A 17841-nucleotide genomic window follows, 5' to 3' on the forward strand; every position below is an offset into this window, starting at 1 on the left:
TCACGTGCGCGTCGACGAGCGCGTCGAGCGGCAGTTCCTGATGCATACGGTCAGCGTGCAGGTGACGGTCGCCGCGCACGGTCCGGCCGGGGAGGGCCGCGCACGCGTGCTCCAGACCGGCTGGCTGCGGCGCACCGGCGTCGCGGCCGAACCTGAGCCGGGATGCGACCCCGGATTCGCGCGTGCGGTGGCCGCACTCGTCGCGCAGCCGTCGGTCGCCGACGCGCTGCGCCCGCTGCACCTGACCGACTGCACGATCGTCGCGCACGACGGACGCTGGACGCTTGCCGTCGTGCCGTTCGGCGGCAGCGAGGTCGTGAACCGGATGCCGTCGTTTCGCCGCTATGTCCGCCTGACCGGCGAGCAGGCCGCCGCGCTGTCGGCGGCCTGTCTTGCATTCGAAACCGCACTGCGCGGAATTTTGCGGGGGTAAGCTGTGCCGCTGCGAGCCGTGCGGCCGCAACGTGGATTCAGGGTTTTACCGGAGACGCCGATGCTGTTCCAGTCACGCTCACACGAAGACGTGCATGACCACGGGCTCGCGATCGCCGGTTGGCATCAGGTCTACCGCCAGATGACGCCGGGCCGGTTCAGGGGCACCGTCACGCAGGTGCTGTACGACGACTTCCATTTCTTCCGCGAGACCACCAACCGGCGTGTCGCGCAAACCGGCCTCGCGCCGGCCCGGCGCACGTCGCTCGCGGTGCCGTTGTCGGTGCCGCTCGCCGGCACGTTCCAGGGCCAGCCGATCGACGGCTATGCGCTGCTCGCGCTGCGCGCCGGCGAGGATTTCGAATTCCATACGCCGGAAGGGATGGGGCTGGTCGGGATCAGCGCCGCATCGGACATGGTCGACGAGCTGTGCGAAGCCGAGTTCGGCGCGGCCGGCGCGCGCAAGCTGCGGCACGTCACGCGGCTGTCGGACGAGCAGGGCGTCGCGCTCGGCGCGCGGCTGTCGTCGCTGATCGACGACGCGCAGCGCAATCCCGGCTGCCTCGAATACGCGGCCACCCGCAAGATGTTCCGCGACGCGATGCTCGGCATGTTCCTCGATGCGCTCGACCAGGGCATCGGCGTCGAGCGCCGCGACATCACGCACGCCACCTACAGCGATATCGTCAGCCGTTGCGAGAAGCATCTGCGCGACCGGCCCGAGGAACCCGTCACCGTGCTCGAACTGTGCCGCGCGCTGCGCTGCAGCCGCCGTACGCTGCAGACGAGCTTCCAGCGCGTCGCCGACGTCACGCCCGTCGGCTATCTGCGCACGATCCGGCTGAACGCGGTGCGGCGCCTGCTGCGCACCACTGGCGCGCACCAGCTGGGCGTCGGCGAGGCCGCCGCGAGCTGGGGCTTCACGCATCTGGGCTATTTCGCGCGCGAGTATCGCGACCTGTTCGGCGAGCTGCCGTCGCAGACCTTGCGTCCCGAATGACGTCTTCGCGCGCGACGGTGCCGCCGCGCGCCCTCGTGTGTTATCCGATCGCTTCACCATTTGCTGATTTGGGATAGAGGTCCCGAATTTTCGCTGGATAGAGTCCTGTCACCCATATCGACAACTCCATCGATCTGCACTGCGAATCGATGACAACAGAGGGCGGGACATGAAGATCGGACGACGACTGGCCGCGGCCGCGGCCACGCTGGGTTGCATGCACGCACACGCGCAGACTTCCGGCAGCGTGACGCTGTACGGCACCGTGGACACCGGCATCATCTATTCGACGAACCAGCAGTTCACGCGCGCCGACGGCAGCACGGGCGGCGGCCATGCGTGGCAGATGGGCGGCGGCAACTTGGTGCCGTCCCGCTTCGGCTTCCAGGGCGCCGAACCGCTCGGCGGCGGGCTCGACGCGGTGTTTTCGCTCGAGCAGCAGTTCCTGTCCGCGAACGGGCAGGCGCTGCAGGGCGGCACCGCGTTCAGCCGCCAGGCGTGGGTCGGGCTGCGCCAGGAGGGGATCGGCACGCTCGGCCTCGGCCGGCAATATGACTCGTACACCGACATGCTCGGCGCCTATGTCTCCAGCAACAACTGGGCGACGCCGTACGGGTCGCATCTCGGCGACGTCGACAACCTGAATGCCGCGTTCAACTTCAACAACGCGGTGAAGTTCACCAGCGCGGACTTCCACGGCCTGACGATCGGCGGCACGTTCAGCTTCGGCGGGCAGGCCGGCGACTTTTCCGCGAAGCGCGGCTATGCGGTCGCGGCGACCTATACCCGCGCCGATCGCGTTCTCGGTCGGCTATCTCGACCTGCACCAGCCGCTCGACGCGGCGCTCGGCGGCGCGAGCGGCTATATCGGCGACTTCGCGTGCAGCAACCCGGGCGCGATGTACTGCCTGCTGCAGGACGCCGGCTCGATGCGCGCGTTCGGCGCGGGCGGCTCGGTGACGCTCGGCGCGGCGACGCTCGCGCTGACCTACACGCACACGCGCCTGGGCGACAGCCGCTATTTCTCGACCGACGCGCAGCCGCGCACGCAGGCGTTCACGTTCGACATCGGCGAGCTGAACGTCACGTACATGTTCACGCCGGCGCTGCAGGGCGGCGTCGCGTATATCTTCAACGCCGCGCACACCGACGGGCGCGGCACGACGCGCTTCCACCAGGTCAACGTCGGCACGAACTACAGCCTGTCGAAGCGCACCGCGCTGTACGCGGTGGCGATCGGCCAGATCGCGAGCGGCGCGGGGCTCGGCACCGACGCGAACGGCAACGCGGCGAACTACGCGCAGATCCCGGTGCTCGCGAACAGCAATTCGAGCCGCCAGCTCGCGGTGATGGCCGGGATCCGCGTGAACTTCTGACGGCGCGCGCGCCGGCCCGGGCGGGGGGGGGCGGCGGGCTGCGCCGGCGGCCGGTCCCGCCGTGTGCCACAAATTCTTAACGATCGACGTGAACAATGGCGTTCGCTTCAGGCCGCCCGAAGCGTCGCCCGCGTTGCACACGTGTGCAACGCGAGGCCGACCCGCCACCACGCCGATCGAGAGAGACCTCATGACCCTGTTGAGCCGCCTGCGCGCGCTGTCCGCCGCCGTTGCGCTGTCCTTTGCCGCCTCGCACGCCTTCGCGGCGGATCTCGTCATCGCGGGCCGCGACGACATCTACGGCAAGGGGCTGGCCGACGCCGTCGCCGGCTTCACCAAACTGCATCCGGGCACCGACATCGAGCTGCTCAAGTTGCCGAACGCGAACCTGTACCAGAAGCTGAAGCTGTCGATGCGCGAAGGCACCGGCACGTACGACCTCGTGATGATGGACGACACGTGGGCGCCGGAATTCATCGGCAACGGCTGGCTGAAGCCGCTGCCGGCGTCGCTCGCCGATGCCGATCTGGTGCCGTCCGCGGTCGCGCTCGGCCGCAACGCGGCGGGCGCGCTGTACGCGCTGCCGATCGTCGGCAACGTCGAGATGTTCGCTTACCGGAAGGATCTGCTCGCGAAGTACAAGCTGCAGCCGCCGCGCAACTGGGACGACGTGCTGAAGATCGCGCAGACCGTCGGCGGCGCGGACAAGAGCGTGTCCGGCGTCGTGTTCCGCGGCACGAAGGGCAACCCGGTCGTGACGGGTTTCCTGCCGATCCTGTGGGCCTACGGCGGCGACGTGTTCGACCGTGCCGGCAACGTGACGATCGATTCGCGCGAGTCGCAGGCCGCGCTGAAGACCTTCCTCGCGCTGAAGGCGTCCGCGCCGAAGGACGTCGACGTGTACGGCGCCGCCGAAGTGCGCGACGCGCTGCAGCGCGGCACGGCCGCGCAGTCGATCGAAGTGTGGCCGGCGTGGATTCCGGCGCTCGACGATCCGAAGCAGTCGCGCGTGGTCGGGCAAATCGCGCTGCAGCCGCCGCCCGGGCAGACGGCGGGCCCCGCACCGATGCTCGGCATCTGGCAGATGGGCATTCCGAAGGATGCGCCGCACGCGAAGCTCGCGCAGGAATTCCTGAGCTACCTGAGCTCGCGCGACACGCAGACCCGCCTCGCCGGAATCGGCATTCCGCCGACGCGCCGCAGCGTGTTCGCCGATCCTGCGCTGGTGCGCCAGTACCGCTGGTATCCCGATCAACTGAAGGCGCTCGAGGCCGGCCGTGCGCGGCCGCGCGTGAAGGACTGGCAGCAGGTCGAGAGCATTCTCGGCGACCAGCTGCAGCTCGCGCTGACCGGGCAGGCCGCACCCGACGCCGCGCTGCGGCAGGCGCAGCAGAAGATCGCGCAGGCGATGGCCGCGGCCGGCAAGTGACGGCCCGTCGTCACGCATCGCCCGGAATCCGCGCATGAAAGCCCTCGGCCGCAGCCTGCCGTTCGTCGCGCTGCTCGGTCCCGCGCTGCTGGTGCTGGCCGCGCTCGCGCTGTACCCGGTCGCGCAGGTGCTGGTCGACTCGTTCTGCCGGGTCGACTATGCGGCCGGCCGGCGCGCGTTCGCCGGGCTCGCGAACTATCGCGCGGTGCTCGGCGACGATGCGTTCGCGGCCGGCTTCGGCAACACGCTGCGCTTCACGATCGTGGCGTCGCTCGCCGAAGTCGCGCTCGGCTTCGGCCTCGCGCTGCTGTTCGTGCGCGCGTTCCCGGGGCGGCGCATCGCGCTGCCGCTCGCGATCCTGCCGATGATGCTGTCCACGCTCGTGTGCTCGGCGATCTGGCGCAACTGGCTCAACTTCGATGGCTTCCTGAACGCGCTGCTCGCCGCGTTCGGCATCGAAGGCGTGCGCTGGCTGTCCGATCCGCATCTCGCGCTGTGGTCGCTCGCGCTCGTCGACGTGTGGCAGTGGACGCCGATGGCGTTCCTGATCGTGCTGGCCGGGCTGCAATCGATCCCGCAGGAACTGTACGAAGCCGCGCGCACCGACGGCGCGAGCGAATGGCAGTGCCTGCGCGACATCACGCTGCCGCTTGCGGCGCCGCAAATCGGCCTCGCGCTGCTGCTGCGCTCGATCGATACGTTCAAGCTGTTCGACAAGGTCTATGCGCTGACGGGCGGCGGCCCCGGCAATGCGACGCAGACGCTGTCGACCTACATCTACGACACGGGCTTTCGCTTCTTCAACGTCGGGCCGGCGAGTGCCGCGTCGGTGCTGATGCTCGCGGCGTCCGCGCTGCTGGTTTCGGGGTACGTATGGCAGACGGTTCGCAAGCGGCGCGCATGACGGCGCGCCCCGCAGGCATCGCGCACGCGCGAACGGGCGCAGCATTCGGTCGCGCGGCGCCATGGGGGCTGCGCGTCGTCGCGCTCGCGCTGTTGCTGCTGCCGTGCCTGTGGATGGCCGGCGCGGCGTTCATGCCGACGCTCGAACGCCTCGATCATCCGCTGCGGATCTGGCCGGCCGCGCCGACGCTCGAGCATTTCGTGTCGGTGTGGTCGAACGGCATCGGCGCGCCGCTCGCCAATTCGCTGCTGGTCGGGTTCGGCACGACGCTGCTCGCGCTGACGCTCGCGTTTCCTGCCGCGTATGCCCTCGTGCGGCTGCGGTTTCCGGCGCGGCTCGATCTGTTGTTCCTGATGCTCGTGCTGGCCCTGAAGCTGATGCCGCCGATCACGATCGCCGTGCCGCTATTCGCGCTCGCGAAGCGGCTGCATCTGCTCGACTCGACGCCCGGGCTGATGCTCGCTTACCAGATCTACGCGCTGCCGATGGCGATCTGGATGCTGCTCGCGTTCGTGCGCGACGTGCCGGTCGAATACGAGGAAGCCGCGTGCATCGACGGCGCGGGGCTTGCGCGGCGGCTCGTGCAGATCGTGCTGCCACTGTGCGCGCCGGGGCTGATCGCGACCGCGATCTTCGTGTTCATCGCCGCATGGAACGAGTTCCTGATCGCGCTGCTGTTCGTGTCGACGCCGAGCCGCTTCACGCTGCCGCTCGCGATTGCCGGTTACGTGACGGAGAACGGCATCGACTGGGGCGACCTGATGAGCGCGGGGCTGCTGGCGTCGCTGCCGACGCTCGCCGTGGCCGGCTACGTGCAGCGCTATCTGCTGCGCGGCTTCGCCGGCGGGCTGAAGTGACCCGGCGCGTTACGCGCAGCTATGCCGGACCACGTGCGTAACCGGGACGACACGCGTGCGCGACGCACCGTCGAACGTCTGGATCCGGTCGGCGAGCAGGTCGACGGCCGCGTGCGCGAGGCCTTGCGTATCCTGGCGCAGTGTCGTGAGCCGATAGGCGTCGTATGCGGCGGCGGGGATGTCGTCGAAGCCGATCACGCGCAGGTCGTCGGGCACGCGCAGGCCGAATGCGTCGCGTGCGGCGTCGATCACGCCGAGCGCGAGCAGGTCGGACGAGCAGAACACGCCGTCCGGGCGCTCGCCGGATGCGAGCAGTTGCCGCGCGGCATCGATGCCGCACGCATGCGTGTCGGAGCGCGTATCGATCACGCGGACGAGCGCTGCATCGAATGCGTCACCGCGTTGCAGCCCCTGATCGAACGCATCCGCGCGCGAGCGCGCGCTGTAGCTCGCGGTACGCGGGCCGACGAACGCGAGCCGGCGCGCGCCGGCCCGCACGAGCCGTTGCGCGGCGTGGGCGGCCCCCGCCGCGTTGTCGCTGACGACGACATCCGCGCCCGGCAGGTTCGCGTCGCGATTGATCATCACGACGGGAATCCGGTGGTCGAGATACTGCCGCGCGACCGACAGCGGCGGCGACGCGGACGTCATCACGAGGCCCGCGATCCGGTAGCTGAGCAAACGTTCGAGCGATTGCCGGACCTGATGCGGGTCGTCGGCGTTGGTCACGAGCGGCGTGAACGCGCGCTGGCCGAGCGCGGCCATCAGGTCGGACAGCAGCCGCGCGCGGAATGGATTCTCGAACCCGGCCGTCACGACGCCGATCATGCTGCTGCGCTGCGTGATCATGTCGCGCGCGATCAGATTGACCTGGTAGCCGAGCGCGCGCGCGGCCACCATCACGCGTTCGCGCGTTTCGGGCGCGATGCTTGCCGTCGGCGAAAACGCGCGCGACACCGCGGAGCGCGACACGCCGGCTCGCACGGCGACATCCGATGCCGTCACCCACGTTTTTCTTTCCTTGTCAGTCATCGATTCATGATCCCTTCGCGACTCGAAGCCCCCACGCCGCTGGCCGACTGGATGTCGGCGCTCGACGACGCGCGGCCGCTGCCTACGCTGACCCTACCGGGCAGCCATGACACCTGTGCGTATACGGTCGACGATGCGCTCGTGCGCACGCAGCGCGCGCCGCTCGACGCGCAGCTCGCGCACGGCGTGCGCCTGCTCGACATCCGGTGCCGGCATCGGTGCGACACGTTCGACATTCATCACGGCGGGATAGCGCTCGGCATGTCGTTCGACGACGTGCTCGCGGACTGCACGCGCTTTCTCGATGCGCATCCGCGCGAATGCATCGTGATGTCGGTGAAGGACGAGTGGCCCGCGCACGCATGCACGCGCGGTTTCGAGGCGACGTTCGATGCGCATTGCGCGCGACATCCGCGGCTGCGCTGGCATGCGGGCGGCGCGCTGTCGACGCTCGGCGACGTGCGCGGCGCGGTGGTGTTGTTGCGGCGGTTTCGCAGCCGCCGACCGCTCGGCATCGACCTGACCGCGTGGCCCGACAACGCGACCTTCACGATCGATCATCCCGATGCGGCGTTCGTGATCCAGGATGAATACCGTGTGCCCGTCGTCGGGTCGATCCACTACAAGTGGCGCGTGATCGACGCGCTGCTGACCGGCATGCCGTCGCCGGAGAGCGGCCGCTGGGCGATCAATTTCTGCAGCGGTACGGGGATGGGGGCAAATCCTTCGGTGGTCGCGCGCGGCGATGGCAGGGTGCAGGGGATTCAGGCGCGGCTCGCCGAGCGGTTGCGCGAGCTGCGTGGTCCGTGTGGCGCGGTGCTGCTCGATTTCTGCGACGACGATGACTGGGCGTTGGTGCGGGCGCTGGTGGCGTGCAACGATTACGTGCGCGAGCCTGGTGGTAGGCGCAGGCTGATCGGTTGTTAGGTTCGCGCGGGTCGGGCGCGCAGGATATCGCGGGCGCGTTCGATGCCGTATTCAACGCGTCGCGATCGCCACCGCCGCACCCGCCATCGCGGTCGCGCTCGTGCGGTTCGCGATCCGCTTCGCGCGTGCCGAAGTGAGGAACGCGCGCGCCCGTGAAGCGAGCAGCGACCAGAAACAGTCGGCGAGGATCAGGACCGCGAGCATCGTGCCGACGAGCTCAGCCCACGCGACGACCCCGACATGCGTCAGGTCGACGATCGTCGGCAGCAGCGCGAGATAGAACAGCATGATCTTCGGGTTGCCGAGCGTGACCAGCGTGCCCGCGACGAACATGCGCCACGGCGACTGGCCGCGCGGCAGGTCGTCGGCCTGCGTATCGGTCGGCGCGGTCCACATCTTCCACGCGAGGAACAGCAGATACGCGACGCCGAGCAGCTTCAGCACGAGCAGGCCCGTCGCGAACGTGCGCGCGAACGCGGACAGCCCGGCGACGGCCAGCGTGAGCCACAGCGCCTCGCCGATCCACATCGCGGCGAGGAACGGCAGCACGTCGCGCACGCCGTTCGTCAGCACGCGCGCGACGAGCGCGGCGACGCTCGGGCCGGGCGTGCCGGCGGTGACGAGCAGGGCGATGGCGAACACGGCAAGCGCGGACAGCGTCATGACGAACCTCGTGGGCAGGGGCGTTCGAAAGGTATGAAGTTTCGATTATAGTGACGGCCGTTCCCGCCCGCTTATCTCGTTGTGATGACAGCATCGATCCGGATTCGTCCCGCCACGCGGGAAGACGCGGCCGCCATGGCCGCCGTGGAAGTGGCCGCCGCCCAGCGCTTTCGCGCGATCGGGATGGTCGACATCGCCGAAGGCGAACCGACCGATGCGGCCGACGTGCTCGTGCGCATCGACGACGGTCGCGCGTATGTCGCGACGGACGATGAGGGGACGTGCGTGGGCTTCGCGTTCTACCGGCTGCTCGATGCGCGGCGGCTGTATCTGGAGGAACTGGATGTCGCGCCGTCGCATGCGGGGCAGCGGATCGGCGCGCGCCTGATCGAACGGATCATGACGCGCGCCGCGCAAGACGGCATTGCCGAGGTCGTGCTGTCGACGTTCCGCGATGCACCGTGGAATGCGCCGTATTACGCGCGCCTCGGTTTCCACATCGTCGACGACGCATCGCTCGACCACACACTCCATGCGATCCGCGCGCATCACGTTGCACGCGGCCTCGACGAGACGCAGCGCGTGTTCATGCGCACTGACGTGCGCGCATGAACGTGTCGCCGGCCGTCAGGCCGCGTCGCTGAGCGCCGGGTAGTCGGTGTAACCCGTTTCTCCTTCGGCGTAGAAGGTCTCCGGCACCGGCTTGTTCAGCGGTGCGCCGATTTCGAGGCGGCGCGGCAGGTCCGGGTTCGCGATGAACAGCTTGCCCCACGCGATCGCATCGGCGTTGCCGCTCGCGAGCGCGTCCTGCGCGGATTCGAGCGTGAACTGCTCGTTCGCGATCAGCGGGCCGCCGAACGCTTCTTTCAGCCGCGGGCTCAGGTGGTCGCCCGAATACGACTCACGCGTGAAGATGAACGCGATCTTGCGGCGGCCGAGTTCGCGCGCGACATGGCCGAACGTCGCGGCCGGGTCGGAATCGCCCATCGTGTGCGCATCGCCGCGCGGTGCGAGGTGCACGCCGACACGGCCCGCGCCCCACACGTCGATCGCCGCGTCGACCACTTCGAGCAGCAGGCGCGCGCGGTTCTCGACCGGGCCGCCGTACGCGTCGGTGCGGTGATTGGTGCTGTCCTGCAGGAACTGGTCGAGCAGGTAGCCGTTCGCGCCGTGGATCTCGACGCCGTCGAAACCGGCCTTCTTCGCGTTCTCCGCGCCCTTGCGGTACGCGGCGACGATGCCCGGGATTTCATCGAGTTCGAGCGCGCGCGGCGTCACGTACGGACGCTGCGGGCGCACGAGGCTGACGTGGCCGCCGGCGGCGATCGGGCTCGGCGCGACCGGCAGGTCGCCGTTCAGGAACACCGGATCGGAGATCCGGCCGACGTGCCACAGCTGCAGCACCATGCGGCCGCCGGCCGCGTGCACGGCCTGGGTCACGCGCTTCCAGCCTTCGACCTGCTCGTCGGACCAGATGCCGGGGGTGTCCGCATAGCCGACGCCCTGCGGCGTGACCGAGGTCGCTTCGCTGATGATCAGGCCGGCCGATGAGCGCTCGGCGTAATAGCGGGCCATCAGGTCGTTCGGCACGCGCGTCGCGCCCGCGCGGGAGCGGGTGAGCGGTGCCATCACGATGCGGTTCGGCAGGGTGAGGTCGCCGAGGGTAACGGGGTCGAACAGGGTGGGCATGGCAGATAACCTCTTCACGAAAGGCGGGATGGCCGTCGCGTCGTGCGCGGCGGGTGGCCCGCATGGCTTGGGTCAGAGTTCGCGGCGCAGCGCGTCGAAAAATGCGTCGATGACAGCCTCGTTGCGCCGGAAGAACGCCCACTGGCCGATCCGCGTCGACGTCACGAGCCCCGCGCGTTGCAGCGTTGCGAGGTGCGCGGAGACGGTCGACTGCGACAGCCCGCAGCGCGCGTCGATCTGCCCGGCGCAGACGCCGTGGTCATACGGCAGCGTCTGCTCGGGGAAATGCGCGCCCGGCGTTTTCAGCCAGACGAGGATTTCCCGGCGCACGGGGTTCGAAAGCGCTTTCAGGATCGCGTCGATGTCGAGTTCGGTCGGCATGGAAGGGCGTGGTGTTTCGGCGTTCGGTGGGAACACCGGCGCAAACAGGTATCGTCGATGGGCGAATCATATATCGGAAAAATACGATATGTGCGAAGACACTGACACAGGTAAGGTTGTTGATCCGTCGCGATTTCAGCCGATCACGCTTTCCCGTACTGCGCAAACAGCCAGCGCCGCATGGCCTGCAACGCTTCCGAATGCGCATTGGCCTGCGGGAAGACGACGTAAAACCCGAGCGACATCGGAAACGAAAAATCGAACACGCGGCGCAGCCTGCCTTCCGCGATGTCGCGCTCGACGAGCGGCTCGTTGGTCAGCGCGATGCCTTGACCGGCGACCGCGGCGTCGATCGCGAGCAGCGACTGGCTGAATCTCGGCCCTTTCGTCGGATCGGCCTGACCCTTTCCACCGAGCTTCTCGATGAATTCGGGCCACAGATCGTGCGCGTCGTGCAACAGCGCATGCATCGACAAGTCCGCGGGCGTGCGGATGGGCGGGCCGCCGTCGAGCAGCTTCGGGCTGGCGACGGCGAAGATGTCGAGCGGAGCCAGCAACTCCGCGGCGAGTCCGGCCGGGAATGGCGGCTTGCTCAGTCGAATCGCGATGTCGACGCCGTCAGTCCGAAACGACGCGAGCCTTTCGTCGGCGATGACGCGAACCTCGATGTCAGGGTGCAGCCGCCCGAAGTCCGCCAGGCGCGGAATCAGCCACTTCGACGCGAACGACGGCGTCGTGCTGACCGCCAGAACCGTGGGGCGCTGGCCCAGGGCGTCCGTGGCGTCGGAGATGATCTGAAGCGCGCGCTGGACCGACGAAAAATACTCGAGCCCTTCGCGCGTCAGCGCAAGCCCCCGGGGCAAGCGCCGAAACAGCTGAACCGCCACGACGTCCTCCAGATGCCTGACCTGCTGCGCCACCGCACCCTGGGTCACGCCGAGTTCGTCGGCGGCCAGCCGGAAATTGAGGTGGCGCGCGGCGGCCTCGAACGCGCGAAGCGCATTGAGCGGCGGAAACCGGCGGGTACGCAACGGAGCGGTCATGCAGTAGAAATTCTACAGGGTGGATGGAGAAATCATCGTTCGACAATTCGATTATAGGGTCCTAGAGTAGCCCTTTGGAACGATGATCAGCGGCGCTGAGCCGACCTATCCGGGAGAGCGGGATGACTGTAGAGAAAGTGGCTTTGGTGACGGCGGCGGGCAAGGGCATGGGCGCTGCAATCGCGCGAGACCTCGCGAACAACGGTTATCGCGTCGCGCTGATGTCGCCGTCCGGCAGCGCAGTCGAGCTGGCCAAGGAACTCGGTGGTTTCGGCATTGCGGGGTCCGTCATCGACGACGCCGACATCGAGCGTTTCGTCAACGAGACGCTCGCGAAGTACGGCCGTATCGACGCGGTCGTCAATAACACCGGACATCCGCCGAAGGGCGACTTGCTCGCCATCGAGGACGACAAGTGGCACGAAGGGCTCGACCTGATCGTGCTCAACGTCCTTCGCGTGCTGCGCCGGGTGACGCCCGTCTTCCTGAAGCAGGGCGGCGGGGCGGTGGTCAATATTTCGAGCTTCGCGGCCGACGCGCCCGAGCAGGCGATGCCTGTGTCGTCCGCGCTTCGCGCGGCGCTGAGTTCGGTCACGCGCCTGTACGCCGATCGGTATGCGAAGGACAACATTCGCATCAATTCGGTGCTGCCGGGCTTCATCGACAGCTGGCCGGAGACGCCCGAGATCGTTGCCCGCATTCCGGTCGGCCGTTTCGGCAAGACGCAGGAGATCGCGCAGACCGTGAGGTTCCTGCTGTCAGACGGCGCCGGCTACATCACCGGGCAGAACATTCGGGTCGACGGCGGCATCGTGCGCGCGCTGTAAGCCGGATCCACGGCAGGACGACGCGCGCGCAGATGGCCGCCAGCGGCATCAGTTATGCCGTTCGCCGATCCTGTTCTCTTCCGGACTCCAGACGCTGAGCCCTTCCGTCGGGTCCAGCGGCAGCTCCCACGGGCGCGCGGCGATCGCCTGCATCGTCGCGTCGAACCCGGCCTGGCGGCGCGCCGCGATGCCGTCCGGCGTGAAATCGATGTCCTTCCACTGATCGTCGCCGTCGAGGCGCGGCGCGGCGAGCTTGATCACGTGCATCGTGGTCTGGCAGCCCCACGCGGCGAGCGCCTGCACGTCGGGCGACTTGCGTTCGGCCTCCGGCAGCCGCATGACCAGTTCCTTGATCACGTGGCGCAGCCCGTGAATCTGCTGTTGCCGCGCGATATTGCTGTCCGTGCGGCTCGCATACTGGATGTCCTTCTGCCGCTCCGACACCTGCCAGATGCTTTGCGGCTCGGGCCCGACCGGATTCCACATCTGCACCGAGAAGATGATCGAGCTGCGGCGCGGCGCGTCGTCCAGCACGACCTCGACCGGCGTATTCGAATAGATGCCGCCGTCCCAGTAGGGCGCGCCGTCGATCCGCACGGCCGGGAACGCGGGCGGCAGCGCGCCCGAGCTCATCACGTGGTCGAGGTCGAGCGGCCGGTCGCGTGAATCGAAATAGCGCATCGTGCCGGTGCACGCGTTGACCGCGCCGACGGTCAGTCGCGGCCGGCGCGCGTTCAGCAGGTCGAGATCGATCAGCGACGCAAGCGTGTCGCGCAGCGGCTCGACCACGTAGTAGGACGCGTGCTCGACGCCGACGCGCGCGAGCGGCCCGAGCCATGCGGCGGGATTCGGCCGGAAGAATCCCGGGATGCCGGCGCCGATGACCGCGAGCTCGGCGCCGATCTTGTCCCAACTGGTCGGGAAGCCCGGCACGTTCACGGCGGCCCGTTCGGTCACGTGGCGCCAGAATTCGGCCATCCGCTGCGCGCGGTGTCCGGACGCGTTGCCGGCGATCAGCGCCGCGTTGATCGCGCCGATCGACGTGCCGATGACCCAGTCGGGCTGGATGCCCGACGCGTCCAGCGCCTCGAATACGCCGAGCTGGTATGCGCCCAGCGCGCCGCCGCCCTGGAGCACGAGCACGACCTGGCCCGGCAGTTTCGGATGTGCGGGTTGACTTGCCGTCATCGCTTTCCTCGCAGTCGGTGACGGCCGGCGGGTTCCGGCCGAATGGAACCAGTGTAGGCGATCGACGCGCACCGTCCGTCATGCCGGATCGTTGCGCGTTTCGCGGGCCGTGTCATTCCACGGTGATGGTCTCCTTCATGTACGGATGAATCCCGCAGAACACCTTGTAGACACCCGGCTTGTCGAAGCGGAACGAGTAGGTCTCGTCCTGGTCGAGCGCTTTCGAACGGAAGATGCCCGCGTCGTTGACGACGGTGTGCGGTTCCGCGTCGAGGTTCTTCCATGTGATCGTCGTGCCGGCCTTGATCGTGGTCGACATCGGCGAAAACATGAAATTGTGGATCGTCACGAGCGGGCCGGCCGGGGTTTGCGCGAACGCGGCGAGCGGCGTGCCGGCGGCGGCCGCGCACAGGATCAGCGCGGCCGGCAGCATCGAGGGCTTGAAGAAGGTCATGTCGGTCTCCTTGCGTATCCGGATCAGGCGAGCGTCGTGTCGCGCAGTGTCGCTGCCGTGGGATGGCCGGTGAAATCGACGGTCGTCACGCCGAGCATCGCGGGCAGCCGGTCGCGCGGCACCGTGAGCGGCACCGGGCCCGGGCCGTTGCCGGCGGTCGGCTGCGGGAACGCGGTGGAGCGCGCGGTATGGAACGTCACGTTGCCCTCGACCTTCGACACGATCTGGTGGATGTGCCCGTTCAGCACGGTGACCGAGCCGAAGCGGCGCAGCAGCGCCATCGTCTGCGGCGCGTCGCCGGTGCCCCAGCCCCAGGGCTCGTAGATGGTCCACATCGGCATGTGCGAGAACACGACGATCGGCGTGCTCGACGACTGGCCCTTCAGGTCCTGCGCGAGCCACGCGAGCTGGTCTTCGCCGAAGCTGCCGAGCCCGTTCGGCTTGAAATGCATCACGTTGACGAGCGCGACGAAGTGCACGCCCGCGTGATCGAAGCTGTAGTAGCCGCGGTTGTTCGACGCCTTGCCGAACCGGCTGAAGTATTCGGCGCCCGAACCGTCGGTCACGTCGTGTTCGCCGGGCACCGTGTGCAGCTCCGGCACGCGCAGCGCGGACAGCAGCTGCGACGCGTGGTCGAATTCCTCCGGTTTGGACAAGTGCGTGATGTCGCCGGTATGGATCGTGAGCGCGGGCGCGGCGGACATCCCGTTGACCAGGTCGATGGTCTGCCGCAGCGTGGCCGCGACGTCGGGATTCGCGTCCTTGTTGAAGCCGATGTGCGTGTCGCTGATCTGTACGAACAGCGGCCGGCCCGCATCCGCGGGGACGGCGGCGCCGCTTTGCGCGAGCGCGAGATCGAACGGCGTCAGGATGCCGCCCGACAGCGTAAACAACGTGCCGAGGCCGCCGAACGCCATGCATTGCAGGGCCTTGCGGCGCGACGGGCGGGTAGGGGTCGATGAAGACATGGGAGCCTCGCAATCGTATGACGTAACCGGACGGCCGGATCGTCCTGGAATAAGCCGGCGCATTCGCATGCCATACCGGCGCGGCAACGGATTTATTCCCGCGTGTTGCGACGTTGTGCGCCGCTGCTCGCGGCTTGCGGCGCGATGACGAAGCGCCGGCGCATGACGTGTCAATGTCTTGTAAGTGACACGTCACAGTTGCGTCATCTGCGCCCGATAGCCTGCGACACCGAATCACCTTCTCCGGAGCCCCTCATGCTGAATCTCGCGGCTACGGAAGCCAGCGGTGCGGCCAGTCATCACACGCACATCCTCAGCCTGGCGGTGCCTTGCCAGGCTACCGGCAATCGTCCGCCCGACGCCTGGGAATTTGTTCCGGGCCGCACCCGCTGACGCGGCGATCGGCCGCCCCCCATCGATTTTCAATTCGACCAAGACGCTACCGATGGATATCCGTTTCTTCGACCCGAATCGCACCGCCAACGCATCCGCGTGGCGCGTGCTCCCCAATCGCTGGGACGCGGTCGCATTTCCGTTGATCATCGGCATACTCGCGATGGCGATCGTCGGCTTCCATCAGACGCTGGCGCCGATCGCGACCCTTCAGACCCAGAAGATCTCGCTCGATCCGTCGAACCTGCCCGAATACGCGTTGCGCACGACGCTGCGGATGCTCGCCGCGATGGTCGCGTCACTCGTGTTCACGCTCGTGTACGGCACGCTCGCCGCGAAAAGCCGCCGTGTCGGCATGGTGTTGATCCCGATCCTCGACATCCTGCAGTCGGTGCCGGTGCTCGGCTACATCTCGTTTACGGTCACATTCTTCCTCGCGCTGCTCCCGGGCCGCGTGCTCGGCGCCGAGCTCGCGGCGATCTTCGCGATCTTCACGAGCCAGGCGTGGAACATGACGTTCAGCTTCTACCAGTCGCTGCGCACGGTGCCGCGCGACCTGAGCGAAGTGTCGCGCGGCTTTCACCTGACGCCGTGGCAGCGCTTCTGGAAGCTCGAAGTGCCGTTCTCGATGCCGGGGCTGATCTGGAACATGATGATGTCGATGTCGGGCGGCTGGTTCTTCGTCGTCGCGTCGGAGGCCATCACCGTCGGCAACCAGACGATCACGCTGCCGGGAATCGGCGCATATCTCGCGCAGGCGATCTCGGACAAGAACCTCGGCGCGGTCGGCTGGGTGATCGTCGCGATGTCGGTCGTGATCCTCGCGTATGACCAGTTCCTGTTCCGCCCGCTCGTTGCGTGGGCTGACAAGTTCCGGATGGAGAACACCGCGTCGGGCGATGCGCCGCAATCGTGGCTGCTCGACATGATGCGCCGCACGCACCTGATCCATCAGTTGCTGGTGCCCGCCGGCTGGCTGCTGTCGCAGGCCGCGCGGATTCCGTTGCGCGCGCCGTCGCTCGCGGGCGCTCGCTCGCGCGCTGCGTCGGTGCGCGGTTCGTCGCGCATCGGCGATATCGTGTGGGGAACGTTCGTGATCCTGATCACCGTGTACGTCGCATGGCGCGTCGTCAGCTTCGTTGCGACCGGCGTCACGATGGGCGAGGTCGGCCACGTGCTGGTGCTCGGTCTCATCACGCTGTTGCGCGTGCTGGTGCTGATCGCGATCGCGTCGGTGGTCTGGGTGCCGCTCGGCGTGCTGATCGGGCTGCGCCCCGCGCTCGCCGAGAAGATCCAGCCGCTCGCGCAGTTCCTCGCCGCGTTCCCGGCCAACCTGCTGTTCCCGGTGTTCGTGATCGTGATCGTCCACTTCCACCTGAACGCGGACATCTGGTTGTCGCCGCTGATCGTGCTCGGCACGCAGTGGTACATCCTGTTCAACGTGATTGCCGGCGCGATGTCCTATCCGAACGACTACAAGGAAGCGACGAAGAATTTCCGCATCCGCGGCTGGCAGTGGTGGCGCCAGGCGATCCTGCCCGGCATCTTCCCGTACTACGTGACCGGCGCGATCACCGCGTCGGGCGGCGCGTGGAACGCCAGCATCGTGTCCGAGTTCGTGCAGTGGGGCGACACGAAGGTCGTCGCGCACGGTCTTGGCTCGTACATCGCGCAGACCACTGCCGCCGGCGACTTTCCGAAGATCATCCTGGGCATCGCCGTGATGTCCCTGTTCGTTACCTTGTTCAACCGTCTGCTGTGGCGTCCGATGTACGCCTATGCGGAATCCCGGCTCCGTCTCGATTGAGAGTAAGCGCGATGCAAAATTCGACCGTTATCAACGCCCCCGTCAAGACGTCCCAGCCGCTGCAGCCGCCACGGCTCGGCGAGGAAATCCTGCGTGTCGAGCACGTCTGCCGCGGCTTCAACAAGACGCAGGGCGAATTGCTCGTGCTCGACGATGCGAACCTGTCGCTGCGCGAAGGCGAGATCGTCGGATTGCTCGGCCGTTCCGGGTCGGGCAAGTCGACGCTGCTGCGGATCATCGCCGGGCTGATCGAGCCGACCGGTGGTGAAGTGACCTATCTCGGCAAGCCGCTGCGCGGCCCGGCCGAAGGCGTCGCGATGGTGTTCCAGACCTTCGCGCTGTTCCCGTGGCTGACCGTGCTGCAGAACGTGGAAGCCGGGCTGGAAGCGCTCGGCGTCGGCGCACGCGAGCGGCGCGAACGCGCGCTCGCCGCGATCGACCTGATCGGTCTCGACGGCTTCGAGAACGCGT

19 protein-coding genes and 1 pseudogene are annotated in these 17841 nt (G+C 67.9%); 12 read left to right on the forward strand and 8 right to left on the reverse strand.

Translation table 11 applies throughout. The features are described from left to right. The 6 genes and pseudogenes from F3J14_RS26250 to F3J14_RS26275 all read left to right on the forward strand — a co-directional run. Window positions 1-433 (forward strand): DUF3156 family protein (locus F3J14_RS26250; protein WP_166725452.1); only part of this gene is annotated, 433 nt, incomplete at its 5' end. 60 nt (window positions 434-493) lie between these two features. Then, a complete protein-coding gene (locus tag F3J14_RS26255) occupies window positions 494-1432 on the forward strand; it encodes a helix-turn-helix domain-containing protein (protein WP_166725453.1) in 939 nt (312 codons plus the stop codon). Between the two features lie 169 nt (window positions 1433-1601). Continuing rightward, window positions 1602-2808, forward strand: a pseudogene (locus F3J14_RS26260) (porin). A gap of 190 nt (window positions 2809-2998) precedes the next feature. Then, window positions 2999-4237, forward strand: coding sequence for an ABC transporter substrate-binding protein (locus F3J14_RS26265; RefSeq protein WP_166725454.1), 1239 nt, complete (start codon window positions 2999-3001; stop codon window positions 4235-4237). 34 nt (window positions 4238-4271) lie between these two features. Beyond that, a complete protein-coding gene (locus F3J14_RS26270) occupies window positions 4272-5141 on the forward strand; it encodes a sugar ABC transporter permease (RefSeq protein ID WP_166725455.1) in 870 nt (289 codons plus the stop codon). Next, window positions 5138-5998: a carbohydrate ABC transporter permease gene (locus F3J14_RS26275; protein WP_166725456.1), complete on the forward strand. Its 861-nt coding sequence runs from the start codon at window positions 5138-5140 to the stop codon at window positions 5996-5998. The genes F3J14_RS26270 and F3J14_RS26275 overlap by 4 nt, the downstream gene beginning before the upstream one ends. Window positions 5999-6007: 9 nt before the next feature. Here the strand turns inward: F3J14_RS26275 and F3J14_RS26280 are convergent, their stop codons facing one another. Next, window positions 6008-7030: a LacI family DNA-binding transcriptional regulator gene (locus F3J14_RS26280; protein ID WP_166725457.1), complete on the reverse strand. Its 1023-nt coding sequence runs from the start codon at window positions 7028-7030 to the stop codon at window positions 6008-6010. Between the two features lie 6 nt (window positions 7031-7036). Here F3J14_RS26280 and F3J14_RS26285 point away from each other — a divergent pair, with 6 nt between their 5' ends. Beyond that, window positions 7037-7957: a phosphatidylinositol-specific phospholipase C gene (locus F3J14_RS26285; protein WP_166725458.1), complete on the forward strand. Its 921-nt coding sequence runs from the start codon at window positions 7037-7039 to the stop codon at window positions 7955-7957. A gap of 51 nt (window positions 7958-8008) precedes the next feature. On the opposite strand, the gene F3J14_RS26290 is transcribed toward F3J14_RS26285, so the two are convergent. After that, window positions 8009-8620 (reverse strand): LysE family translocator, encoded by a 612-nt coding sequence (locus tag F3J14_RS26290; protein ID WP_166725459.1) that lies wholly within the window; start codon window positions 8618-8620, stop codon window positions 8009-8011. 84 nt (window positions 8621-8704) lie between these two features. Between F3J14_RS26290 and F3J14_RS26295 the strand changes: the two genes are divergently transcribed. Beyond that, entirely contained in the window at window positions 8705-9232 is a 528-nt protein-coding gene (locus F3J14_RS26295) for a GNAT family N-acetyltransferase (protein ID WP_166725460.1), read from the forward strand. A 15-nt stretch (window positions 9233-9247) separates the two neighbouring features. Here the strand turns inward: F3J14_RS26295 and F3J14_RS26300 are convergent, their stop codons facing one another. The 3 genes from F3J14_RS26300 to gcvA form a co-directional block, all read right to left on the reverse strand. Further along, window positions 9248-10309, reverse strand: coding sequence for an alkene reductase (locus F3J14_RS26300; protein WP_166725461.1), 1062 nt, complete (start codon window positions 10307-10309; stop codon window positions 9248-9250). 72 nt (window positions 10310-10381) lie between these two features. After that, on the reverse strand, window positions 10382-10690 hold the full coding sequence (locus tag F3J14_RS26305; protein ID WP_166725462.1) for a helix-turn-helix transcriptional regulator: 309 nt from the start codon (window positions 10688-10690) through the stop codon (window positions 10382-10384). 143 nt (window positions 10691-10833) lie between these two features. Further along, window positions 10834-11733 (reverse strand): transcriptional regulator GcvA, encoded by a 900-nt coding sequence (gene gcvA, locus F3J14_RS26310; RefSeq protein WP_166725463.1) that lies wholly within the window; start codon window positions 11731-11733, stop codon window positions 10834-10836. Between the two features lie 122 nt (window positions 11734-11855). Here gcvA and F3J14_RS26315 point away from each other — a divergent pair, with 122 nt between their 5' ends. Beyond that, complete coding sequence (locus tag F3J14_RS26315) at window positions 11856-12560, forward strand: SDR family oxidoreductase (protein ID WP_166725464.1); 705 nt, start codon at window positions 11856-11858, stop codon at window positions 12558-12560. Between the two features lie 48 nt (window positions 12561-12608). On the opposite strand, the gene F3J14_RS26320 is transcribed toward F3J14_RS26315, so the two are convergent. The 3 genes from F3J14_RS26320 to F3J14_RS26330 all read right to left on the reverse strand — a co-directional run bounded on the left by F3J14_RS26320 (window position 12609) and on the right by F3J14_RS26330 (window position 15170). Continuing rightward, complete coding sequence (locus tag F3J14_RS26320) at window positions 12609-13748, reverse strand: patatin-like phospholipase family protein (protein WP_166725465.1); 1140 nt, start codon at window positions 13746-13748, stop codon at window positions 12609-12611. 112 nt (window positions 13749-13860) lie between these two features. Continuing rightward, on the reverse strand, window positions 13861-14202 hold the full coding sequence (locus F3J14_RS26325; RefSeq protein WP_166725466.1) for a cupredoxin domain-containing protein: 342 nt from the start codon (window positions 14200-14202) through the stop codon (window positions 13861-13863). Between the two features lie 23 nt (window positions 14203-14225). Then, a complete protein-coding gene (locus F3J14_RS26330) occupies window positions 14226-15170 on the reverse strand; it encodes a metallophosphoesterase (protein WP_166725467.1) in 945 nt (314 codons plus the stop codon). A gap of 255 nt (window positions 15171-15425) precedes the next feature. Between F3J14_RS26330 and F3J14_RS26335 the strand changes: the two genes are divergently transcribed. From F3J14_RS26335 to F3J14_RS26345, 3 genes are all read left to right on the forward strand, one after another. Continuing rightward, window positions 15426-15563, forward strand: coding sequence for a hypothetical protein (locus F3J14_RS26335; protein ID WP_166725468.1), 138 nt, complete (start codon window positions 15426-15428; stop codon window positions 15561-15563). 52 nt (window positions 15564-15615) lie between these two features. Next, on the forward strand, window positions 15616-17370 hold the full coding sequence (locus F3J14_RS26340) for an ABC transporter permease subunit (protein WP_166725469.1): 1755 nt from the start codon (window positions 15616-15618) through the stop codon (window positions 17368-17370). An 11-nt stretch (window positions 17371-17381) separates the two neighbouring features. Then, a partial coding sequence (locus tag F3J14_RS26345) for an ATP-binding cassette domain-containing protein (protein WP_166725470.1) occupies window positions 17382-17841 on the forward strand: 460 nt, incomplete at its 3' end.

It is taken from the genome of Burkholderia sp. Tr-862, assembly GCF_011753085.1.
GTDB classification, from domain to species: domain Bacteria; phylum Pseudomonadota; class Gammaproteobacteria; order Burkholderiales; family Burkholderiaceae; genus Burkholderia; species Burkholderia ambifaria.